Below are 21,164 nucleotides of genomic sequence, written 5' to 3'. Positions count from 1 at the left end.
GGGGGCTGGTCAGGGTTTCGGGGCACCGCGTGGCTGGGGTCGGGAATGCCAAAGACCCACCGACAGCCTGGGTGCCAAAAACGACCGAAAGGCAGATTTTCGGCCGGGGAATGTCAATGCAAGCTCCTCTGCAAAGCGTGTGCCGAAAGTATAAAATTTAGCCTATGTATTAGTATTCTTTTCATGAAACAAAATACATGGCAGGCTACTCTGGGCACAGAGAGCTAAAACTTCACTCCCACTGAGGCCAGGAAGTTGCGGGTGGCCTGCGGGAAATACCAGTTGAAGGTTTGCTGGCGGCCATCGGCGCCGGGGTAGCCGTAGGTGTAGCCATTGGCCTCGTAGCGCCGGTTGAGCACGTTGCTTACCAGCAGGCCCAGCTCAATCTCCTTCACAAACTGGGGCCGAATGCTGTAGCGGGCCCGGAAATCCAGCACTTGGTAGGGCTTCAGGCGCCGGTCCTCACTGGCGGAGTTGTCGAGGTACTGGCGGCTGACGGTTTTGTAGAGCAGCGCCAAGCGCAGGCCCCGCAACGGCTGCCCCTCCAGCGTATGACCCGATACCACCGAAGGCGAGTAGGAAATGGTGGTCGTGCGGCCTTCGGCAGCCGTAATGGGGTTGTAGTCGGCATCGTAGGTTACCTCCCGGAAATCGAGGATGCGGTTGCGGCTGAGCGTGAGCGTGCTGCTCAGGCTCAGCTTGTCACTGGCCGAGGCCGCGGCCGTCAGCTCCAAACCGGTGCGGTAGCTGCGCGGGGCGTTGGTGCGCAGGGCCGTGCCCACATCGTTGAGCTGGCCGGTAGCCACCAGCTGGTTGCGGTACTTCATGTAGAAGTAGTTGGCCTCGAAGCGCACTGCCGTAACCGGGCCCAGCGCCGAGGTAGTGGGCAACGTCAGGCGGTAGCCGCCCTCGAAATCCTGCAGGTGCTCGGCCCGGGCACTCTGGTCGCCGGCCGGACGGTCGGTGAAGTCGGAACGGACGGGCTCACGCTGGCCCACGGCGTAGCTGGCGTAGAGCTGCTGCCCTTCGCCCAGGGTCAGCGTAGCGCCGGCTTTGGGATTGAAAAAGGTGTAGCGGGCGCGGGTGGTTACGTCGTTCTGGTCATCCTCCACGCCATCAATAAAGTACGTGATGTGGCGCACCTGCATATCGGCGTACACGCCCAGCCGGGGTAGCACCTGCCAGGTAGCGCGGGCGTAGGCGTTGTAGTCGGTTTTGCGGGCGTCGTTGAAATAGTAACGCTGCCGGGTGTTGCCGCTGGAGGCGTATTGCGCCCAGATAACCTCGCCGTAGTGGTCGTTGGTGAACTGGTTCCAGGCTCCGCCGAGGGTAGCCTGCAGCTTGCCTTCACGGGGCTGGTAGTTCAGGGCGAAGGTGCCGCCGTAAAAGTAGTTATCCAGCCACTTGCGGTCCACCAGGTTGCTGCGCTTGATGGTGGTGTCGCCGAGTACCAGGTTCGGCAGTCCGTACTCCACCAGCTTGCGGTTGGCGCGGTAGCTTTCGTAGTAGCCGAGGCCACGCGTCAGGTGCAGGGCCGCACCCACGTTCCAGCTTTCGCCCAGGCCTTGCGAGAGGTGAAGCTGGTAGTGGTTCTGCTGGTAGTTGTCGGTCTGGTTGTCGTAGGTGTAGTAGCTGTAGCGGCGGCCCTCGCGCAGGGCGCGCTCCGCATCGGCCGGGCTCAGCTCGCCGTTATCAATGTACTGCTGCAACAGGGCCCGGTCGCCGGTAAGGGCAGGCTCCGGCACTCCGTTCCACGACTGGTAGGTTTTTTCGCGGCCCGAAAAAGTAATGAACTTCAGCAGCGTATTCTTGCTCTGGTAGCCGGCCGCGAGGTAGTACGATTTCAGGTCGGAGGCGCCGCGCTTCACGTAGCCGTCGGAGCTGACGCGCGAGAGGCGGCCATCGACGGTGAAGTGCCCGCCCAGCAGGCCCGTGCCAAACTGCACGTTGTTGCGCCAGGTGTTGAAGGAGCCGAAGGTGTTCTGGGTTTCGGCGTAGGCTTCGGGGCGCACTTCCAGGGTCGAGATGTTGAGGCTGGCCCCGAAGGCGGCCCCACCGTTCTGGCTGGTGCCTACCCCCCGCTGCACCTGCAGGCTGCTGATGGAAGAAGCCAGATCGGGTAGGTTCACCAGAAACGAGCCGTGCGACTCGGCATCGTTAAGCGGCACCCCGTTGATGGTCATGTTAATGCCCGTGTTGCTGGTGCCCCGGATGCGGATGTCGGTGTAGCCTACCCCGGCCCCGGCATCGGAGTTCACCACCACTGAGGGCGTCTGGTCGAGCAGGTAGGGCAAATCCTGGCCGAAGTTGCGCTGCTGCAGGTCCTGCTTGCTTAGGTTGGTATAAGCCGTAGCGGTGCGGTTGTTGGCGCGGGAGGCCGTTACCAGGGCTTCGCCGGTGAGCACGCCCCCGGCCTGCAGGCGGGCACTCAGGCGCTGTTCAGTGGGCTGGCCCTGGAGGCGCTGCACCAGGGGCTCGTAGCCCAGAAAGGTAACTCGCAGCTCGTGCGCGCCGGCCGGCACGGCGGGCAACCGGAAAGCGCCGTTGGCATCGGTAGCGCCACTGGGGGTGCCGTCGAGCAGGACGGTGGCACCCGGCAGGGCTGCGCCCGTGCGGGCATCGGTAATGGTTCCGGACACGGGACCTTGCGCCCATGCCGGACCGGATAGCGCCAGTAGCGCCGTTCCGGTAGTCAGGAAATTTTTCAAAAGTGAAAAATGGAAAAAATGGAACGGACCCGATGCCAGGGGTCGGCACCTCAGGTTTTTCGTTCGCGGATCGTTTGTTCCCTTCGCCGGCATTATCCGGGCAGGTTCAATGGGTATGATCTCAGCCTCGCGCAAGCGGCGGGGCACCCCTAAACTTCTGGGCCAAAGGTAAGCGAGAAGTTTAAGTTTCGCACGGTGCCGGCACAAACCCGTAATAAATCAGCGCCCTACCCCTCCTTTATCTCTTGACAATCAAGTAAATTAGAAACCAGCCTGCGAAGTATTCAGAAAAAAGGGCTTTGGGAAAACAACCCGCCCCGCCGCTCCGTTTCTGTTGGAAAGCCTGTCACTTCCCGGGTGTACGCCGTTGAACCTCAGTCCTCTCCGCCATGACCATCACCAGCCTACTCTATCTGCTCGTGGTACTTGTGTTCACCGGGCTTATTCTGGTACTTCCGCGCCGTCGCTTGCGCCAACCCCCTACCCCCGATAACGACGATGACGGGGGCGAACCCCTCGACGACGGCTTGCCCGACTTTGACCTGCCCCCCGGCATCTCGCGCCCCATCAACGACTGGGAGCCCGACTACAACCGCCCCCGCGTGCCGGTGGAAATGTGAGTTTGGTAGTTGAATAAGGGATAGAGGATTCTTATTCTGGCTCTCCCATAAAGGCAGCATTCTGTAGGAAGAAGATACATACCGGCATATAAGCCAAAGCCCCAGCGGGGCGGCACCATTCGTTCAACGAATGGTGCCGCCCCGCTGGGGCTTTGAACCGGTAAAGGGGGTAGGCCGATGATGGATAAGGAGTCCGCCGGGGCCCAAAGGGCAGGCAAGATCCTTCATCCAACTCCCTACAAATCTTTGGCCATGCGCACGTAGGGAATGGTGCCGCGGTAGAAGCGGTTGCCCTCGGGCTCCAGACCAAAGGCGCGGTAGAAGTTCTCGTTCACGGCGCGGGCGTCGCACCAGATGCGCTGGGCCCCTTTGGCGCGGGCCGTTTCCAGCACCTGGCGCAGCAGCTGGGAGCCGATGCCCTGGCCCTGGCAGTCGGGGCGGGTAGCAAACTTGCGGAACCGGGCCACGGTGCCATCAATAAACAGGGAAATAACGGAAACCAGCTTACCGTTGCGGAAGGCCCCGAAGTGATGGCCGTGCTCGTCCTGGTTTAGCTTCACGTAGTCAATGGATTCCTGGGGCCACAGCACTTCGTGACGAAGGGGGTAGGTATCGGCCGCCTGAATGGGGCGGATGGTAATCTCGGAGGTCATGAAAAGGTTACTCAACGGTGATGCTATAGGAAGAAACAAACTGCTGGCCCGGCTGCAGGCTCAGGATGCCTTCTTTATCGGCCAGCTCCGGGGAGCCGCTGGTGGAACTGGCAATGCCCTGCCAGGGCTCAATGCACACAAACGGGGCACCGGGGCCTTTGGTCCAGAGGCCGAGGTAGGGAAACCCATCGAAGCGGACGCGCACGGAGCGGCCCGAGCGGCGGCTGCGCAGGGTTACGTGGGTGAAATCGAAATGCTTAAGCACCAGGGCGTCCTGGGCAAAAAGCTCGTAGCTGAGGGGTAGCGCTTCCTGATTTTGCAGCAGGGGCTCGGTCTGGCCGGTCAGCAAACCGCCTTCCAGCAGGTAGCGCTCCGCCGTGGTAGGCTGGTCAAAAACAAACTCGTAGTCCTCAAAGGTTTCGCCTTCCTGCAAAGGGCAGCGGAAAGCCGGGTGGGCTCCAATGCTGAACAGCAGCTCGCCGGTGCCGGGGTTTTCTACTTCCCAACCAATAGTGAGGGTGGGTCCCGCCAACCGGTAGGTAATGCGCAGCAGGAAATCAAACGGAAATTTGATTTGGCTTTCCTCGGTAGCGCGCAGCTCGAAGGCCACGGCCGTGCCCGAGTGGCTGTGCAGGGTAAACTCCTGGTCGCGGGCGAAACCGTGCTGACTCAGGTTATACGTCTGGCCCTCATGCTGGTACTGGTCCTGGGGTAAGCGCCCGACGATGGGAAACAGCACCGGGGCGTGGCGACTCCAGTGGGCCGGATCGGCGGACCAGATATACTCCAGGTTACCGAGGTCTTTGCGGACGAAGCTGCTGAGCTCGGCCCCGTGGGAGTTTATCCCCACGCGGCACTGTTCATTTTCGAGGTAGTAAGTCATTCAACTATCAATTGCGGAGTACCAGAGAAAGCACGAGGTAGCCAAACGAAATTCGGCGCGAAAGGATCGTACTTACTTGGTGGGCTGCCCCTGGGGCGTGGTCAGGAGGCCACACAGGGAGGGGGTACGGCCCAGCAGCGCATCTACGTGAAAGCAGGCCGCTTCCAGCCGCTGCTCCGGGGTGCCGCTGATTTCCGCAAAGTTCGCAAACTGGTCGCGTAGTTCGCGTTGGTACAGCTCATAGAAATACTGCCGGTGGTTGGGGTGCTCGCGCAAAGGGTCGGGCTCCCAGGGCAAATCCACGTTCAGCAGCAGCACCAAGTGGTAGTGCTGCACTTCAATCTGGCGCCTGATCCACTCGGGGCAATGCCCGAACGCGTGCTCCGCCCATATTTTGATGACCAGCAGATCCGTATCGAGAAATACCAGAGGCTGGCCCATGCGGGCCGCTGACGCTACGGCCGCCTCTTCGGCCTCCAACTGCCCGCGGGCTATTGCTTCCAGGTCGGTCAGGGTGTAGTGTGGGCCGCGCTCCTTCAGGTACTGGCGGGCGTACTCGGGGGCCCAGGTGGTGTGGTAGTGCTGGGCCAGCAAACGGCTCAGGGTGGTTTTGCCCGTCGATTCGGGCCCGGTGAGGGCAACTCGCAGCATGACTCAGGCAGGTTGATACGCGGAAGAAAGGGCTTGCTGACGCCGGTACGTGCGGCGCCACTCTAGGAAGCCGTACAGAGCCAGGCCCAGGTACAGGGCGTACAGCGCGCTGGTGGGGTAGAGCTGCTTGTACCACAGAATGGGCACGTACATCACATCTACCACAATCCAGAGCCACCAGTTTTCCAGGCGCTTGCGCATGAGCAGGTACTGGGCCGCCAGGCTGATAGCCGTGGTGAGGCTGTCCCAGTGCGGGAGAGCCGCATCGGTGCGGGTTTGCAGATAATAGCCAAAGCCGACGGTGAAGGCGGCAATAAACAGCAGGCACCCCACCCACTCCCACGGCCGCACCCTCGACACGGGCAGCTCGGCCCGGTTTTGGCCGCCGTGCAGCCACTCATACCAGCCGTACACGCTCAGCAGAATAAAGGCGCCCTGCAGGCCACAGTCGGAGTAGAGCTTGGCCTGGTAGTACACCACCACAAAAAGCGCACAGCTGAGAATGGCCACCGGAAAATTCCAGAGCGACTCGCGGGCCGCCAGCCACACGCAGGCAAAGCCCGTCAGGACGGCTACCCACTCCAGGGGACTACCTCCGGCAGCGGCGGTCCAGAACTCGTAGAAGGATTGCAACACGGCAAGGCAACGGGAAAGGCGGAACTGCGGCCGCAGCGAGGGCCAAAGCTAACCAGCATTTAGGGTAATTTTGCGGGCCACCCTACTTTTTCTGCCGATTACCCTACCCGCGCATGTTACCCGAACTCACTCCCGAAGACCTGCACGCCCGTCTCCAGCACGGCGAGGATATCCAGTTGATTGATGTGCGCCAGCCGGAGGAATTTGCCTACTGCCGCATTGAGGGCAGCCAGCTGATTCCGCTGGGCGAGCTGGCCCGCCGGGCCGAGGAAATTGACCCCGACCGGCCGACAGTGCTTATCTGCCACCACGGGGTGCGCTCCATGCAGGCCCTAGCCTACCTCCAGCATCGGCATGAGCTCACCAACCTGCTGAACCTGCGCGGCGGCATTCATGCCTGGAGCCTGCGGGTTGACCCTTCGGTGGCGGTTTATTAAGGTTCTTAAGTCGGTTCCCGCAGAGGGCGCAGTGTTTTCGCGGAGGACGCAGAACAGCTCAGCGCCCTCTGTGAAAACACTGCGCCCTCTGCGGGCTACACTTGTCTGAACAACTATGCTTCTCCCCGACCTGCCGATAAAAGATGCCCTTCCGGAGCTGCTGGCTACCCTGGCCAGCCATAGCGTAGCCGTGTTGCAGGCCCCGCCCGGCGCGGGCAAAACCACCGTGGTACCTCTGGCTCTGCTGGAGGCTACGTGGCGCGAGGGGGGTAGGATTCTGGTGCTGGAACCGCGCCGCCTGGCCGCCCGCGCCGCCGCTACCCGCATGGCCCAGCTGCTAGGTGAGCCGGTGGGCCAAACCGTTGGGTACCGCATGCGCCTGGAAAGCAAGGTATCAGCCAAAACCCGCATTGAGGTAGTAACCGAGGTGATTCTGACCCGCCAATTGCAGGACGACCCGGCCCTGGAAGGCGTGGCGGCGGTGCTGTTCGATGAGTTTCATGAGCGCAGCCTACAGGCCGACTTGGGCCTGGCCCTGGCTATGGATGCGCAAAGCGTGCTGCGGCCCGATCTGCGAATTCTGGTGATGTCGGCCACGCTGGATGCCGACCGGCTGGGCGCCTGGCTGGGCGCGCCGGTGGTGCGCAGCCTGGGCCGCATGTTCCCGGTTGAAACCCACTACCTCAGCCCCCAGCGGGCTGCCACCGTTTCGCGCCGCCCCCACGAGAAGCTCCAGGACCTTACCCCCGCCATCATCCGCGAAGCCCTGCAGCACCACGCTACCGGCGACGTGCTGGTGTTCTTGCCCGGCCTGGCCGACCAGCGCCGGGTAGCAGACAAGCTGGCTTCTCTGCCCGAGCACATCGATATTCATGTGCTCCACGGCGAGCTGCCCGCCGAGCAGCAAGACGCCGCCCTGCGCCCCGCCCCGGCCGGCCGGCGCAAGGTGGTGCTGGCCACCAGCATTGCCGAAACCAGCCTGACCATTGAGGGCGTTACCATTGTGGTGGATGGAGGCTATGCCCGGGTGCCCCGCTTCGAGCCCCGCACCGGCCTGACCACCCTCGGCACCGAACCCGTGAGTCAGGCCGCCGCCGACCAGCGCCGGGGCCGCGCCGGTCGTCTGGGCCCCGGCACCTGCTACCGCCTCTGGACCGAAGCTGAATACCGGGAGCTGCCCCACCACCTCGCCCCCGAAATCCTGACCGCCGACCTTAGCCCCCTGGCTCTGGAACTGGCCCTCTGGGGCGCCCGCGACGCCTCGGCCCTGCGGTGGCTGGACGCGCCGCCCGCCCCCGCCCTGGCTCAGGCCCGCGACCTGCTGGTACGCCTCCAGGCCCTAGCCCCCGATGGCCTACCTACCTCACACGGCCGCGCCCTGGCCGGCCTTGGGCTGGCCCCACGCCTGGCTCATTTGGTGGTGCGCGGGCAGGAAACCGGCCACGGAGCTACCGCCTGCGCCCTGGCGGCCCTGCTCACGGAGCGCGATATTCTGCGCCCGGCCGATGGCTCGTTTGGCCCGCCCGATTTGCGCCTCCGCCTTGAAGCGCTGGCAACCGGCCGCGCCCCCCTGCCGGGACTGGTGCCCGATGCGGCCGCCGTGCGGCGCGTGCGGGAAGCAGCGGCGGTGCTGCGTAACCGGGCGGGGGCTAAAGGAGAAATTGAGCCCGATATGGCCGGGCTGCTGGCCGCCTTCGCCTACCCCGACCGACTGGCCCAACGCGAAACTCCCGAACGGGTAAGGCTGCTCAGCGGGCAGCGGGCTACCCTGCCGGGTGAGTTTTTCAGCCAGCAGGACCTATTTTTTGCAGTAGCTGCCCTGGATGGGGTAGCCGCCCAGCCCCGGGCCAGCCTGGCCGCACCCCTGAGCAAAGCCGAACTGGAGCAGTTTTTCGCGGAGCAGATAGAAACGCGCGACGAGGTGCGCTGGGATGAAGCTACCGGCCGCATAACGGCGCGCCGCCTGCGCCGCTTAGGCGCCCTGGTGCTGGCCGACGCCGCCCTGCCCAACCCCGACCCCGACGTGCTGATGGCGACCCTGCTGGAGGTTATCCGGGCCGGGGGGGTAGGGCGCCTACCCTGGAGTGAGGCCGCCACCCAGCTGCGGGAGCGGCTGGCCTTTCTGCATCACCTATTGCCTGATGCCTGGCCCGATGTATCGGATGCCGCTTTGCTGGATGGCCTGGAAGAATGGCTAGGGCCTTACCTAACGGGCGTAAAATCGTGGGCGGAATTGGGCCGGGTTGATTTTTCGGAGGCGTTGCTGAGCTTGCTGCCCGGCGGCTGGCCCCAGCGCCAGGAGCTGGAGCGGCTGGCCCCTTCCCATCTGGAGGTACCTACCGGCTCCCGCATCCAGCTTGATTACGCCGACCCCGCCGCTCCTATTCTGGCCGTGCGCCTGCAGGAAGTGTTTGGCCTGCTCGATACGCCCACCGTGGGTGGGGCGCGCGTGCCGCTTACCCTGCACCTGCTCTCCCCCGGCTACCGCCCCGCCCAAGTTACCCGCGACTTACGCAGCTTCTGGACCAGCAGCTACTTTGAAGTGCGCAAGGAGCTGCGCGGCCGCTACCCCAAGCACTACTGGCCCGAGAACCCACTGGAAGCCCAGGCCATCCGGGGCACGAAAAAGCAGAATGGGTTGTAGCAAATCGGGTCGGATTTCCGGTTCATCTCTTATTCCTTTCCATTCACCGACAACTACTTAAAACATAACATAAACCAGTAGGCTACACTGGTAACAATTCAGTAACATTACTCTATGCAGACAGCTACCCTCCTGACGCGGGGCCTGCTGCTGCCGAGCCTGTTGCTGCTGTTGTTGCACCCGGGCGCGGCCCAGCAGCTTCGTCCCGGCACCTCACCGCCCCCTACCCGCCCCGGCACCCGCAACGCGTGGCTGCTGTTTTTCAGCGACTCGCGCCTGAGCCGACGCTGGGGCCTGCACGCTGAGGCCCAGCTGATCCGGGCCCGCACCTCGGAGCTGGATGGGCAGAACGTGGTGCGCCTGGGAGTAAACTACCACGCGGCCCCGGCGCTGGTGCTGTCGGGAGGGTATGCCCACTCCCGCTCCTATCTGGAGGCCGGCCTGACTTCTCCCATCAGCGCCCCCGAGCACCGCCTCTACCAGCAGGTGCAGCTGCAGGACAACAAGAGCCGGGTGAAGTTTCAGCACCGCTACCGGCTGGAGCAACGCTGGGTGCAACTCATGCCCGCTCACTCCTACACTTATCTGAACCGCATGCGCTATCAGCTGCGGCTGGCCTTGCCCCTGATGGGCCGGGAGTTGGCTCCCGGCGTGCCATTTGCGGTGGCTTCGGATGAACTGTTTCTCGGCTTCGGCCGCCACGAAACCAACAGCTTTATCAAGCAGAACCGGGCTTACGCGGGCCTGGGCTACCAGATCAGCAAGGCGGCCTCGGTGGAGGTCGGCTACCTGAACCAGCTGGTGCAGCTGCGCCAGGAAAACCGGTACGAGGTCAGCGAGAACGTGCAGCTCAGCCTGTCCTTTCACCCCGATTTCCGGCGGGCCGCGCCTCAGGCCCCCTCCCCCGCCCTGGACTAGCTAGCGTGCTACCGGCATAAAGCAGGGCCAGAATATCATAGCGGCAATACAACGCAAAAGCCCCGCGGCAAGCTGCCGCGGGGCTTTTGTGCTACAGAGCCAAAACTTACTCGCCGGCCGGATAATCAGCTGAGTCACCGAGGTCGGCTACCTGCTCCAGCTCTTTCACCAGGTTGGTAAACTTCTCGCGGGCACCTTTCACGGCGGCTTTGCCCAGGGGCAGGTGCAGGGGCGGGTTTTCCTGGCGCACCAAATCGTACATGATTTTGGCGGCACGCTGCGGGTCGCCGGGCTGGCGGCCGCTGTAGCTCTGAATGCCTTTCAGGTTCTCGCCCACGGTAGCGCGGTAGTCCTCAATGGCCGTATCCACGAAGGAAGCGGAGCGGCCGGCCCAATCGGTGCGGAAGCCACTGGGCTCGATGTTGGTAACCTTGATACCGAGCGGCCCTACCTGCTGGGCCAGGCTTTCGCCCAGGGCTTCGAGGGCAAACTTGCTGGCATTGTACACCCCTACCCCCGGAAACGTCTTGAGCCCTCCGATGCTGGTGATGTTGAGGATGTGGCCACTTTTCCGCTCGCGCAGGTGGGGCAGCACTGCCCGCAGCACCCGCAACGGCCCGAACACGTTCACATCAAACTGGCGCTGCACTTCGGCCTCATCAATTTCCTCGATGCTGCCCAGGGAGCCATAGCCGGCGTTGTTTACAATAACATCGAGCTGACCAAAATGCGCAATGGCGGCCTGCACGGCGGCTTTCACCTGCTGCTCGTCCACCACGTCGCACACAAAGCCGTGGCCTTCGCCGCTTGCCTTCTGCGTGAATTCATCGGCCTGCTCCTGCTTGCGAAACGTGGCCGCTACTTTGTCGCCTTGGCGGAGGCAGTATTCGGCCAGCTCTTTGCCAAATCCGGTGCTGACGCCGGTAATAAACCAGGTTTTCGTGGTTGCCATACAATGAGGGGAATAAGAAGTGATGCCTGCCCGGGGCAGGCGCTTGGGAGGTTTAACCCGGAAAGAGGGGTAGGGGTTTTCGACGGTCCGGCTGGCCAGGGTTCAGGCATGAAACGGGGGTAGCAAACCTGGCCTCCGCGAAGAAATTAACAGAACGGCAATAGGAAATAAGGGGGGTAAAACCGGAAACCCGATTATTCGCCGTAATTTTACCCGGCAATAAGCGGAACCTAACCTACTTGTTGCTATGGCCGACTACGCTGCCAAAATTGCCTTCGAGGCGCTTACCTACGACGACGTCCTGCTACTGCCCGGTTACTCGGAAGTACTGCCCCGCGACGCCGACCCCAGCTCCCAGCTCACCCGCAACATCCGGCTTAAGCTCCCCTTCGTTTCGGCGGCTATGGATACCGTAACCGAAGCCGAAATGGCCATTGCCATGGCCCAGGAAGGCGGCATCGGCATTATTCACAAGAACATGAGCATCCGGGCCCAGGCCGAACTGGTGCGCCGCGTGAAACGCTCGGAAAGCGGGATGATTCTGGACCCGTTTACCCTGGAGGAAACCGCTACCCTCGCCGATGCTAAAAAGCTGATGCGCAGCAACAACATCGGCGGTATTCCGATTGTGGACGGCGACCGGCGCCTCAAGGGCATCCTGACCAACCGCGACCTGCGCTTCGAGAAGGACATGACCCGCTCCGTAGCCGACGTCATGACCCGCGACAACCTGGTAACGGCCAACGCCGGCACCGACCAGGCCCTGGCCGAAGACATCCTGCAGGACTCGAAAGTTGAAAAGCTGCCGGTGGTGGATACTGAAGGCCGCCTGGTAGGCCTTATCACCTACAAAGACATCCGGAAGCGCCGCCGCACCCCCAACGCCTGCAAAGACGAGTTCGGCCGCCTGCGCGTGGGGGCCGCCGTAGGCGTCACGGCCGACCTGATAGACCGCATTGCCGCCCTGGTAGAAGCCGGGGTGGACGTAGTAAGCGTAGATACGGCCCACGGCCATAGCAAAGGTGTGCTGGACGCCGTGCGCAGCATCAAGCAGCAATTTCCGAAGCTGGAGGTTATTGCCGGCAACGTAGCCACCGCCGAGGGCGCCCGCGCCTTGGCCGATGCTGGCGCCGACGCCGTGAAAGTAGGTGTGGGCCCCGGCTCTATCTGCACTACCCGCATTATTGCCGGTATTGGCGTACCCCAGCTTTCGGCTGTGCTGGAAGCTGCTCGCGGCCTGGAAGGAACCGGCGTACCCCTCATTGCCGATGGGGGCATTAAATACTCCGGCGACGTAGTCAAGGCCCTGGCGGCCGGCGCCGGCACCATCATGATTGGCTCCTTGCTGGCTGGCACCGAGGAAGCCCCCGGCGAGGTAACTCTGTTCGAGGGCCGCAAATATAAAAGCTACCGGGGCATGGGTTCGGTGGAGGCCATGGAAGAAGGCTCCAAGGACCGGTACTTCCAGGATGCTGAAGACGATGTGAAGAAACTGGTGCCCGAGGGCATTGTGGGCCGGGTGCCTTACAAGGGTCTGGCGGCCGAGGTTCTTTACCAGCTGGCCGGCGGTCTGCGGGCCGGCATGGGCTACTGCGGGGCTGCTACCATCGAGGCGCTGCAATCGGCCCGTTTCGTGCGCATCACCGGGGCCGGCCTGCGCGAGTCGCACCCCCACGACGTGCAGATTACCCGCGAAGCTCCGAACTACAGCAGCCGCTAAGGCAGCCCGCTTCGGCCCACAGGCTCCGCTCCAAAAGCCGACGACCCTTCCGGTCGTCGGCTTTTTTTTCGTTCTTACGTACACAGGCGTCCTGCGGTAAATACCGAAGTCAGGCACACTTTTCCGGTCTGCCCCGTATCTTGCCCATTCGTTTGCCCTACTCCCGGCCCCTGCTTACCTAGTACCCGCACTTGCATGTTATTTGCCCGGAAGCGAAACACCCTTCTGCTACCCTTATCTGTTCTGAGCTGGCTGGGGCTATTGGCTTGCACGCTACTATACGCACATCCGGACCTGCTGGGGCCCCGGGTTGAGTTGCCGGGCTGGCTGCTACTGCTCATGCAGGCGCTGTTCACGGCCTCCGTCTTTATTCAGGAAAGCATTTCCCCCGACCGGCTGCGGGGCCTCGATTTCGTGGGGCTGTTGCGCCGCTTGGTACTAGGCCCTGGCTTGGTGGCTACGGTGTTTGTGGGGCTGCACCTGCTGCTGCAGCTGGTGGTAGGCAGTCCGCCCGCCGGCTCAGTCTTTCACACGGTGCTGCACACCCTGAACACCGGCCTGTTTGTGATACTACTGGCGCGCACCAACTATGCGTGGCGCTCCCTGGTGCTGTTCCGCTCCTCTGATCAGCTACGGCGGCTGTGGTTTTGCTTTGAGGCCCTGCTGGGCGCCACCCTGCTGTTCCGTTTGTTTACCTGGACGCCGCCCTACGGCCTGGGCTCGGCCCTGTTGGGCGTGATGGCGGTCTTTGGTGCCTACATCAGCAGCCACCAGAAATGGGTAGCCTACCTTAGCCGCCGGCAGAAGCTGGAAGCGGTGCTGTTGCAGCTGGCTGTTCTCCTGACCATGGGGGCGTTTGTCTTTTACTTCCTGCGCACTCCGCACTACCCCAGGCTGCTGGCCCTAGCCACTCAGCATACTTTCCTGACACTGAACGCCTTCTTTGCCGGATTCTATGCCCTAATGGGGTTGCTGGTAACCTTTTTCAACATGCCCACGGGTAGGGTATTCGAGCAGAAGCGGGAGGAAATTCTTAATCTGCAGCGCCTGACCCAGCTTATCCAGCGCGGCCAGACCCCGCAGGAAGTGTACCAGGTGTTCTTCGACTCAGCGGTGCAGACAGTGAATGCTGATGCCGCTTGGCTTTCGGTGGAAACCACCTCCGACGAGGAATACTCCGGCCAGTACTATCACATTCTGCCTGAGCAGGCGCAGGCCATCTGCCACCTGCTGGCCGATTACAACCTGGGTCATATTGAATACCTCAACAATGACCTGCTTAATAGCAGCGGCTTCCGGGGCCTGGGCCTGCCCTTCGGCTCCCTGATTGTAATGCCGCTGCGCTCTAACAAGCGCCAGTACGGGGCCCTGTACATGCTCAAAGAGCCCAGCCAGAGCTTTGACCGGGAAAACCTAAGCATCCTGCAAACCTTCGCCAGCCAAACGGTACTCAGCATCGAAAACCTGCAGCTGGTTCAGGCCTCCCTGGATACCCAGCGGGTGCAGGACGAGCTCAAGATTGCCTCGGCGGTGCAGGACAGCCTGATTCCGAAAAATCTGCCTATCGACAACTGGTTTGAAATCAGCTCCCACGCCCTGGCGGCCACGGAAGTAGGTGGCGACTTCTACGATTTCCTGCACCTGCCGGGCCGCCGCCTGGCCGTGCTCATCGGCGACGTGTCGGGTAAGGGCGTGACAGCCGCCTTCCACGTGGCCCAGATGAAAGGCATCTTTCATGCCCTGATGCAGGAGAACCCCCTGGCCCGTAACGAGCGGGAAAAGTTTCCGGTGCCCAGCAAGTTTATGGCTCAGGCCAACAATGCCCTGGCCCGCTGCCTGGAGAAAGCAGCCTTCATCACCGCCTCCCTCTACATCATTGACTATGAGCATGGGGGCTTTGTATTTGCGCGCGCCGGGCACTGCCACACCTTATACTATCACTCCATTAAAGAGGAAGTATCCTACTTCCATACGGCGGGCCTGGGCCTGGGCATTATCCGGAACGATGGCTACGAAAAGCACATCAAAAACCAGTTCTACGACTATAACCCCGGCGACGTAATGGTGATTTACACCGACGGGATTATAGAGGCCCGTGGCGCCGATCAGGAAGAGTACGGCGAAGAACGCCTTAAGCAGATGCTGGAGCGCACCTACTACCTGGACGCCGACGAAATAAAGGAGCAGATTCTGGCCGACTTAAACGAGTTCAGCCGAGGCCAGCCCATGCACGACGACCAGACCCTGCTGGTCATAAAATTCAAAGCGTCCCAACCCGAACCCAGCCTTTAACGTAGCACGGAGGTATGAAAATAACTCAACAATCAACCGAAAATACTCTCACCCTGAGCCTGGACGGAGAACTGGACGCCAGCTCATCGGTAGTGCTTGATACGGAGCTGAGTAAGCCGGAAATCCTGCACAATCATAAAGTACTGGTTAACTGCCAGAAGCTCAACTATATTTCCTCCGCCGGGCTGGGCGTTTTCATCTCGCACCTGCAACGTTTTCAGGACGCGGGCGTGAAGCTGGTATTTTTCAACATGCAGGAGAAAGTCCACAACGTATTTGAGATTTTGGGCCTCGACTCGCTGATGACCATTGTGCCATCGGAGGCCGAAGCCACTGCTATTTAGTCGCTCCAGGGAGCAACCGCGGGGAATGGAACACGCAATCCGAATCAGCTGCACACGCCGCAACCTTAAGGTGGTGCGCGACTTCGTGAGCGACTTTTTACTACGCTACCACCTCACCGACCTGCTGGTAAATCAAATTGTATTGGCCGTAGATGAGGTAGTAGCCAACCTGATTATTCATGGCAACGGCGAAGACGAATCCCAGTTTCTGGATGTGCGTGCCCGGGTTCTGAATCAGGAGTTTGGCATCGAAATCGAGGATACAAATTTAACCTCCTACTCGCCGACCAGCTACCACGAGCCTGATTTACAGGAGTATGTGCGCATTGGCAAGAAGGGCGGGGTAGGCATGATGCTGGTCAACCGGATTATGGACCGGGTGGAGTTTACCACCAACGGGGGCCATAACCTGTGCCGGCTGTACAAGAAAATAGGCTGAGGGCTCGTTGGCACCTGGCAACCAGAAAAGCACTCCGCAATGGAGTGCTTTTTTTATAACTGTGGTTGAGCCTGCCGGGAGCTGAAGCCTACGCCCGGCTCCCCGAAAAAATCCGTAAAATTGCAACAGTAGCCCTCCGTGCCCGGGCCCGTTTCCGGCCGGAATACCCGCTTTGCCGATTCCTTATCCTCTGTATGCATAAACGCATTCTGCTTGCCAGCACCGCCGCGGCCGCTTTCCTGGCCGGGTGCCAGGCCTCTAAACCAACTACCAAGGCCCAGTCGCCTACCCTGGAAACGCTGGGCACCACGGAAGTTCCTGCCTCAGAATTTGCCTACGTGTACCGCAAAAACAACAGCTCGGCTCCGGAATACGGCACTCGGGCCAGTGTGCAGGAATACCTCGACCTCTATACCAACTTCAAGTTGAAAGTGCTGGAGGCCGAGCAACGCGGCCTCGATACTACTCAGGCATTTCGGCGGGAGCTGGAGGGCTATAAGCAGCAGCTGGCCCAGCCCTACCTCACGGAGAAAAGCGTAACCGACAAGCTGGTGCACGAGGCTTACGACCGTCTGAGCAAAGAAGTAAGCGCGGCCCACATTCTGGTGCGCTTGCAGCCCGACGCCGCGCCCAAAGACACGCTGGCCGCCTACCAGAAAATTATGGCCCTGCGCCAGCGCGTGACCAGCGGCGAAGACTTTAGCCGGGTAGCCCGCGACTTGTCCGAGGACCCCTCGGCCCGTGAAAACGGCGGCAAGCTGGGCTACTTCACGGCCATGCAGATGGTGTATCCGTTTGAGTCGGTAGCCTACGCTACGCCCGCGGGCCAGGTATCACAGCCGGTGCGTACGCGCTTCGGCTACCACATCATTAAGGTCAATGACGTGCGCCCGGCGCAGGGTGAAATCAAGGTAGCTCACCTCATGATTCGGGCTACGCCCGGCATGCCCGCCGCCGACTCGGCTACGGCCCGTAAGAAGGTAGATGAGCTCTACAACCGCCTGGCCCGCCGCGGCGAGAGCTGGGAGAAACTGGTGGCTCAGTTTTCGGAAGATGCCGGCTCGGCGGCTAACGGCGGCGAGCTGCCGCCCTTCGGCACCGGCCGTATGATTCCTTCGTTCGAGGAAGTAGCCTTTAAGCTGCAGAAGCCCGGCGAGATTTCGCAACCTGTCCAGACGCCCTACGGCTGGCACATCATTAAGCTGCTGGAAAAGCAGCCCGTGCCTTCCTTCGAGGCCATGGAGCCGACCCTCAAAAGCAAGGTCGCCAAGGACTCCCGCTCGGAGCTGAACCGCGCCGCCTTCCTCAAGCGCGTGCGCACCGAAAACAACTTCACCGAAAACCAGGCCGGCAAAGAATACGCCTTTTCCAAGGCTGATACGGCCCTGGTAGGCGGCCGCTTTGCTTACACCGCTCCGGCTGCGGCTACCCCCGCCAAAGGCAAAAAGGCTACCGGTGATGCTCAGACCCTGTTTACCATTGGTGGCAAGCCCTACCTGGTGTCCGAGTTCCTGACGTTTGCCCAGCAAAACCAGAAGCCCCGCCCCGGCGCCGATGCCCGCTTTGCCATGCAGCAGCTCTACGACCAGTACGTGGACCAGAGCCTGACCGAGTACGAAAAGGCCAATCTGGAAACCAAGTACGAGGACTACCGCATGCTGGTGAAAGAGTACCGCGACGGAATTCTGCTGTTCCAGCTCATGGATGAAAAAGTGTGGAGCAAGGCCATTGAGGACACGGTAGGGCTCCGGCAGTTTTTCCAGCAAAACCAGGCCAAGTATCAGTGGGAGCCCCGGGTACAGGCCACCGTTATCAGCGCGGCTACCCCCGAGCTGCTGGCCCAGGCGCAGCAACTGCAAAAATCGGGGCGCTATCCCCTGCGGAGCGGCGTACCGGGCCCGGTAGCTTTCCGAACCAACTCCGCCGAGCTGCCGGCTACCGTGCCCGCCCTCGATGAGCTGGCCGCCCGTATCAGCGTGGATGCATCCCTGACGCTGCGGGTAATTGGCCGCGTAAAGCGGGGCGAGTCGGCAGCACTGGCCCGCCGCCGTGCCGAGCGCGCCGTGGCCTACATTGGCAGCAAAGGTATAGCCGCCGGCACCATCCGCGCCGTGGCCGATACCAAGCCCAGCGCCGCCCAGGTCGCCTTCGAGCTGACTACCACCAATTCCGCTGCGCTGGAAGAATCATTGAACATCCAGAACCCACTAGCCGTGCAGGTACAGCAGCGCACCTTTCAGAAAGGTGAAAACAAGGCCCTGGATCAGTTCCTGACCCGCGGCCCCGGCTCCTACACCACCCAGCAGGACGGCCGCTACTACCTCGTACAGATTGAAGGTCAGCTCCCGGCCGGCCCCAAATCCCTGAACGAGGCCCGCGGCCAGGCTACCTCCGACTATCAGAACTATCTGGAAAAGGAGTGGCTCAGCCAGCTGCGCGCCAAGTATCCCGTCAAGGTTAACCAAGCCGAAGTGGATAAGCTGGTAACCAAATAAACCCGGAGCCCGCCATTTGTCAGGCGCGGAAGTCGGGAGCCTGCATAGCGGTAACCGCCATGCAGGCTCCCGACTTCCGCGCCTGACTTGTTTTAGGGTAGTGCAACTCTCCGCCCCGAAAGTAGCTCTACAGGGCAGAAGCGGCATTATGCGGTATAACTCGCTGTTTTTGCCGGAGAAAGGATTTATGATGAAATTTACGGGCGGCTTTTGGCGTTTTGCCTGCTGTCTGGCCGGGGTAGTGTTCGTATAGCACCCCGGCATTACGGAACTACTCCATGATTCAATTTTTGCAAGTATCGGCCCGCCAAGTGCTGCTCAGTGCGGCCTTGGTGGCTGTTTCGGCTACGGCCAGCTTTGCCCAGCTCGGCATTGGCCGGCCGGTAGGGCAACGCATCGTTGATGGCATCATCGCCAAAGTCGATAACCAGATTGTGCTGCGCTCCGACCTGGATGCCATTTATGCCCAGGAAGAAGCCCGTGCCGAGGGCAAACCGCTGCCCCCGGATACCAAGTGCCGCATTCTGCAGAGCCTGGCCCTGAACAAATTACTTCTGGCCAAAGCCGAAACCGACTCTGTAGTGGTGGAGGACAACCAGGTGAAGGGCGAGCTGGACCGGCGTATGGCCTACTTCGTGCAGCAAATCGGCTCGGAGAAAAAGCTGGAAGAATACTACAACAAGCCCCTCAAACAGCTAAAGGAAGAGCTGCGGATACAGGTAAAAGAGCAGTTGGTACAGCAGAAAATGCAGGACCAGATTGCCGGTAAAGTGTCCGTGACCCCGCGGGAGGTGCGCCAGTTTTTCTCGCGCATGCCCAAGGACAGCCTGCCTTACTACTCTACGGAGGTGGAGGTAGGCCAGATTGTAATGCTTGCCAAAACCAACTCTAAAGCCAAGCAGGAAGCCCAGGCCAAACTGAATGAGCTGCGGGCCCGCATTGTGGCCGGCGAAGACTTCGCGACCCTGGCCAAGCAGTTCTCGCAGGACCCTGGCTCGGCGGCGGAAGGTGGCTACCTCGGCTTCTTCAAGCGCCGCGAGCTGGTGCCCGAGTACGAAGCCGCCGCGCTGCGCCTGGAGCCCGGTGGGCTTTCGCCCATTGTGGAGTCGCAGTTCGGCTTTCACCTGATTCAGTTGATTGAGCGCAAAGGTGATTCTTACAGCACCCGCCACATTCTGCTCAAGCCCGAAACCGGTACTGCCGATACCAACGAGGCCGCTCAGCAGCTCTCCAAGCTGCGCCGCCAGATTATGGCCGACTCGCTCACTTTCGCTAAAGCCGCCAAGGATAAGTCGGATGATAAGCTGACCGGTGGCAATGGCGGCATGCTGCAGAACCGCCGCGACGGCAGCACCTACCTGCCCCTCGACCAGCTCGACCCGGCTGTGTTCTTCACCATTGACACCATGAAGGTAGGTAGCATCACGCCTCCCCTGCCCTACCGCACCGACGATGGCAAGGACGCCGTCCGGATTCTGTGGCTGAAGTCGAACACACCGCCTCACCAGGCCAACCTCACCGACGACTACCAGAAGATTGCTGCCGCTGCCCTCAACGAGAAGAAAAACAAAGCCCTCGACGCCTGGTTTGCCCAGAACCGGGGCACGGTGTACCTGGAGGTGGACCCGGAGTATGCCGGCTGCCAGCTGCTGAACGCCACCTTATAACCCAGAAGCCCTGAGCGGGAGAAGCAGGATGTTGGCCCGGCCGCTGCGCCGCAACATTGTCTTGCTTCTCCCGTCTCTGTACTGGTATTTATCCTTCTGTTTGCTTTCTATGACCTTTGCCTCCGATAAAGAAGCCGCCGACGCGCTGGCCCGTTCCTACCAGAAGCTGCGCCAGGAAATCGGCAAGGTGATTATCGGGCAGGAAGAAGTGGTGGAGCTAGTCCTGACGGCCGTTTTTTCCCAGGGCCACTGCCTATTGGTGGGCGTACCCGGCCTGGCCAAGACCCTGCTCATCCAAACCATTGCCGACTCGCTGGACCTTTCCTTTAACCGCGTCCAGTTCACCCCCGACCTGATGCCCTCGGACATCGTAGGCTCGGAAACGCTTAACCAGCAGCGCGACTTTCACTTCGTACCGGGGCCCATCTTCGCCAACATCGTACTTGCCGACGAAATCAACCGCACTCCGCCCAAAACCCAGGCTGCCTTGCTGGAAAGCATGCAGGAATACGCCGTAACGGTGGCGGGCAAGCGCTACCCTCTGCAGCGTCCTTTCTTTGTACTAGCTACTCAGAACCCCATTGAGCAGGAAGGTACCTACCCCCTACCCGAGGCTCAGCTTGACCGCTTCATGTTCAACATTGAGCTGGGCTACCCTAGCTACGAGGCTGAACTGCAGATTGTAAAGAACACCACTTCCGATACCAAGGCCACGGTTAGCAAGGTGCTGCACGCCGCCGAAATTCAGGCCTATCAGCAGCTGGTGCGGCGGGTACCGGTAGCCGACAACGTGGTGGAGTATGCCGTAAGCCTCGTGCACAAAACCCGGCCGAATACCGGCCGGGCAGCGGCCCGCGCTACGCAGCTGTTAGAATGGGGCGCGGGCCCACGGGCTTCGCAGCACCTTATTGTGGGTGCCAAGTGCCACGCCCTGCTGCACGGCAAGTACTCGCCTGATATCGAGGACGTGAAAGCCGTAGCCCTCCCGATTCTGCGGCACCGCTTGGTGCGCAACTTCAAGGCTGAGGCCGAGGGCATCTCCATTGACCAGATTGTAAAAGAACTTCTTTAACGGTGCTGAAATACAGGAAAGCGTAGCCTATTG

At 61.3% G+C, this 21,164-nt stretch carries 17 protein-coding genes and 1 riboswitch; of the genes, 11 read left to right on the top strand and 6 right to left on the bottom strand.

The window, feature by feature from the left end; all coding sequences use genetic code 11:
- Positions 1 to 224 precede the first annotated feature (224 nt).
- Positions 225 to 2,708, bottom strand: coding sequence for a TonB-dependent receptor (locus FGZ14_RS19245; RefSeq protein WP_139925775.1), 2,484 nt, complete (start codon positions 2,706 to 2,708; stop codon positions 225 to 227).
- A 59-nt stretch (positions 2,709 to 2,767) separates the two neighbouring features.
- A riboswitch (TPP riboswitch) is annotated at positions 2,768 to 2,869 on the bottom strand.
- A gap of 228 nt (positions 2,870 to 3,097) precedes the next feature.
- Here FGZ14_RS19245 and FGZ14_RS19240 point away from each other — a divergent pair.
- A complete protein-coding gene (locus FGZ14_RS19240; protein WP_139925774.1) occupies positions 3,098 to 3,328 on the top strand; it encodes a hypothetical protein in 231 nt (76 codons plus the stop codon).
- A 236-nt stretch (positions 3,329 to 3,564) separates the two neighbouring features.
- Here the strand turns inward: FGZ14_RS19240 and FGZ14_RS19235 are convergent, their stop codons facing one another.
- From FGZ14_RS19235 to pnuC, 4 genes are all read right to left on the bottom strand, one after another.
- A complete protein-coding gene (locus tag FGZ14_RS19235; protein WP_139925773.1) occupies positions 3,565 to 3,981 on the bottom strand; it encodes a GNAT family N-acetyltransferase in 417 nt (138 codons plus the stop codon).
- A gap of 7 nt (positions 3,982 to 3,988) precedes the next feature.
- Positions 3,989 to 4,864, bottom strand: coding sequence for an aldose 1-epimerase family protein (locus FGZ14_RS19230; RefSeq protein WP_139925772.1), 876 nt, complete (start codon positions 4,862 to 4,864; stop codon positions 3,989 to 3,991).
- A gap of 72 nt (positions 4,865 to 4,936) precedes the next feature.
- Positions 4,937 to 5,515, bottom strand: coding sequence for an AAA family ATPase (locus tag FGZ14_RS19225; RefSeq protein ID WP_139925771.1), 579 nt, complete (start codon positions 5,513 to 5,515; stop codon positions 4,937 to 4,939).
- A gap of 3 nt (positions 5,516 to 5,518) precedes the next feature.
- Positions 5,519 to 6,151: a nicotinamide riboside transporter PnuC gene (gene pnuC / locus FGZ14_RS19220; protein WP_180754421.1), complete on the bottom strand. Its 633-nt coding sequence runs from the start codon at positions 6,149 to 6,151 to the stop codon at positions 5,519 to 5,521.
- A gap of 113 nt (positions 6,152 to 6,264) precedes the next feature.
- On the opposite strand from pnuC, the gene FGZ14_RS19215 reads away from it, so the two are divergent.
- The 3 genes from FGZ14_RS19215 to FGZ14_RS19205 all read left to right on the top strand — a co-directional run bounded on the left by FGZ14_RS19215 (position 6,265) and on the right by FGZ14_RS19205 (position 10,150).
- On the top strand, positions 6,265 to 6,588 hold the full coding sequence (locus tag FGZ14_RS19215; protein ID WP_139925769.1) for a rhodanese-like domain-containing protein: 324 nt from the start codon (positions 6,265 to 6,267) through the stop codon (positions 6,586 to 6,588).
- A gap of 115 nt (positions 6,589 to 6,703) precedes the next feature.
- Positions 6,704 to 9,232, top strand: a complete 2,529-nt coding sequence (gene hrpB / locus FGZ14_RS19210) for an ATP-dependent helicase HrpB (protein WP_139925768.1) — start codon at positions 6,704 to 6,706, stop codon at positions 9,230 to 9,232.
- A gap of 114 nt (positions 9,233 to 9,346) precedes the next feature.
- Positions 9,347 to 10,150 carry a DUF2490 domain-containing protein gene (locus tag FGZ14_RS19205; protein ID WP_139925767.1) on the top strand — a complete coding sequence of 268 codons (804 nt, stop codon included), beginning with the start codon at positions 9,347 to 9,349 and terminating at the stop codon, positions 10,148 to 10,150.
- Positions 10,151 to 10,256: 106 nt separating this feature from the next.
- Here the strand turns inward: FGZ14_RS19205 and FGZ14_RS19200 are convergent, their stop codons facing one another.
- A complete protein-coding gene (locus FGZ14_RS19200) occupies positions 10,257 to 11,102 on the bottom strand; it encodes an oxidoreductase (protein ID WP_139925766.1) in 846 nt (281 codons plus the stop codon).
- 247 nt (positions 11,103 to 11,349) lie between these two features.
- Here FGZ14_RS19200 and guaB point away from each other — a divergent pair, with 247 nt between their 5' ends.
- The 7 genes from guaB to FGZ14_RS19165 all read left to right on the top strand — a co-directional run bounded on the left by guaB (position 11,350) and on the right by FGZ14_RS19165 (position 21,131).
- Entirely contained in the window at positions 11,350 to 12,822 is a 1,473-nt protein-coding gene (gene guaB, locus FGZ14_RS19195) for an IMP dehydrogenase (RefSeq protein ID WP_139925765.1), read from the top strand.
- A 195-nt stretch (positions 12,823 to 13,017) separates the two neighbouring features.
- Positions 13,018 to 15,114, top strand: a complete 2,097-nt coding sequence (locus tag FGZ14_RS19190; RefSeq protein ID WP_139925764.1) for a SpoIIE family protein phosphatase — start codon at positions 13,018 to 13,020, stop codon at positions 15,112 to 15,114.
- Between the two features lie 14 nt (positions 15,115 to 15,128).
- Entirely contained in the window at positions 15,129 to 15,458 is a 330-nt protein-coding gene (locus FGZ14_RS19185; protein ID WP_139925763.1) for an STAS domain-containing protein, read from the top strand.
- Between the two features lie 25 nt (positions 15,459 to 15,483).
- Positions 15,484 to 15,897, top strand: coding sequence for an ATP-binding protein (locus FGZ14_RS19180; protein WP_139925762.1), 414 nt, complete (start codon positions 15,484 to 15,486; stop codon positions 15,895 to 15,897).
- Positions 15,898 to 16,091: 194 nt separating this feature from the next.
- A complete protein-coding gene (locus FGZ14_RS19175) occupies positions 16,092 to 18,392 on the top strand; it encodes a peptidylprolyl isomerase (protein WP_139925761.1) in 2,301 nt (766 codons plus the stop codon).
- Positions 18,393 to 18,670: 278 nt separating this feature from the next.
- Entirely contained in the window at positions 18,671 to 20,059 is a 1,389-nt protein-coding gene (locus FGZ14_RS19170) for a peptidylprolyl isomerase (RefSeq protein ID WP_139925760.1), read from the top strand.
- Positions 20,060 to 20,168: 109 nt separating this feature from the next.
- Entirely contained in the window at positions 20,169 to 21,131 is a 963-nt protein-coding gene (locus FGZ14_RS19165; RefSeq protein ID WP_139925759.1) for a MoxR family ATPase, read from the top strand.
- The last annotated feature ends 33 nt before the right edge of the window (positions 21,132 to 21,164 follow it).

It is taken from the genome of Hymenobacter sp. DG01, from assembly GCF_006352025.1.
Taxonomy (GTDB): domain Bacteria; phylum Bacteroidota; class Bacteroidia; order Cytophagales; family Hymenobacteraceae; genus Hymenobacter.
This window is presented reverse-complemented; position numbering and strand designations above follow the sequence as displayed.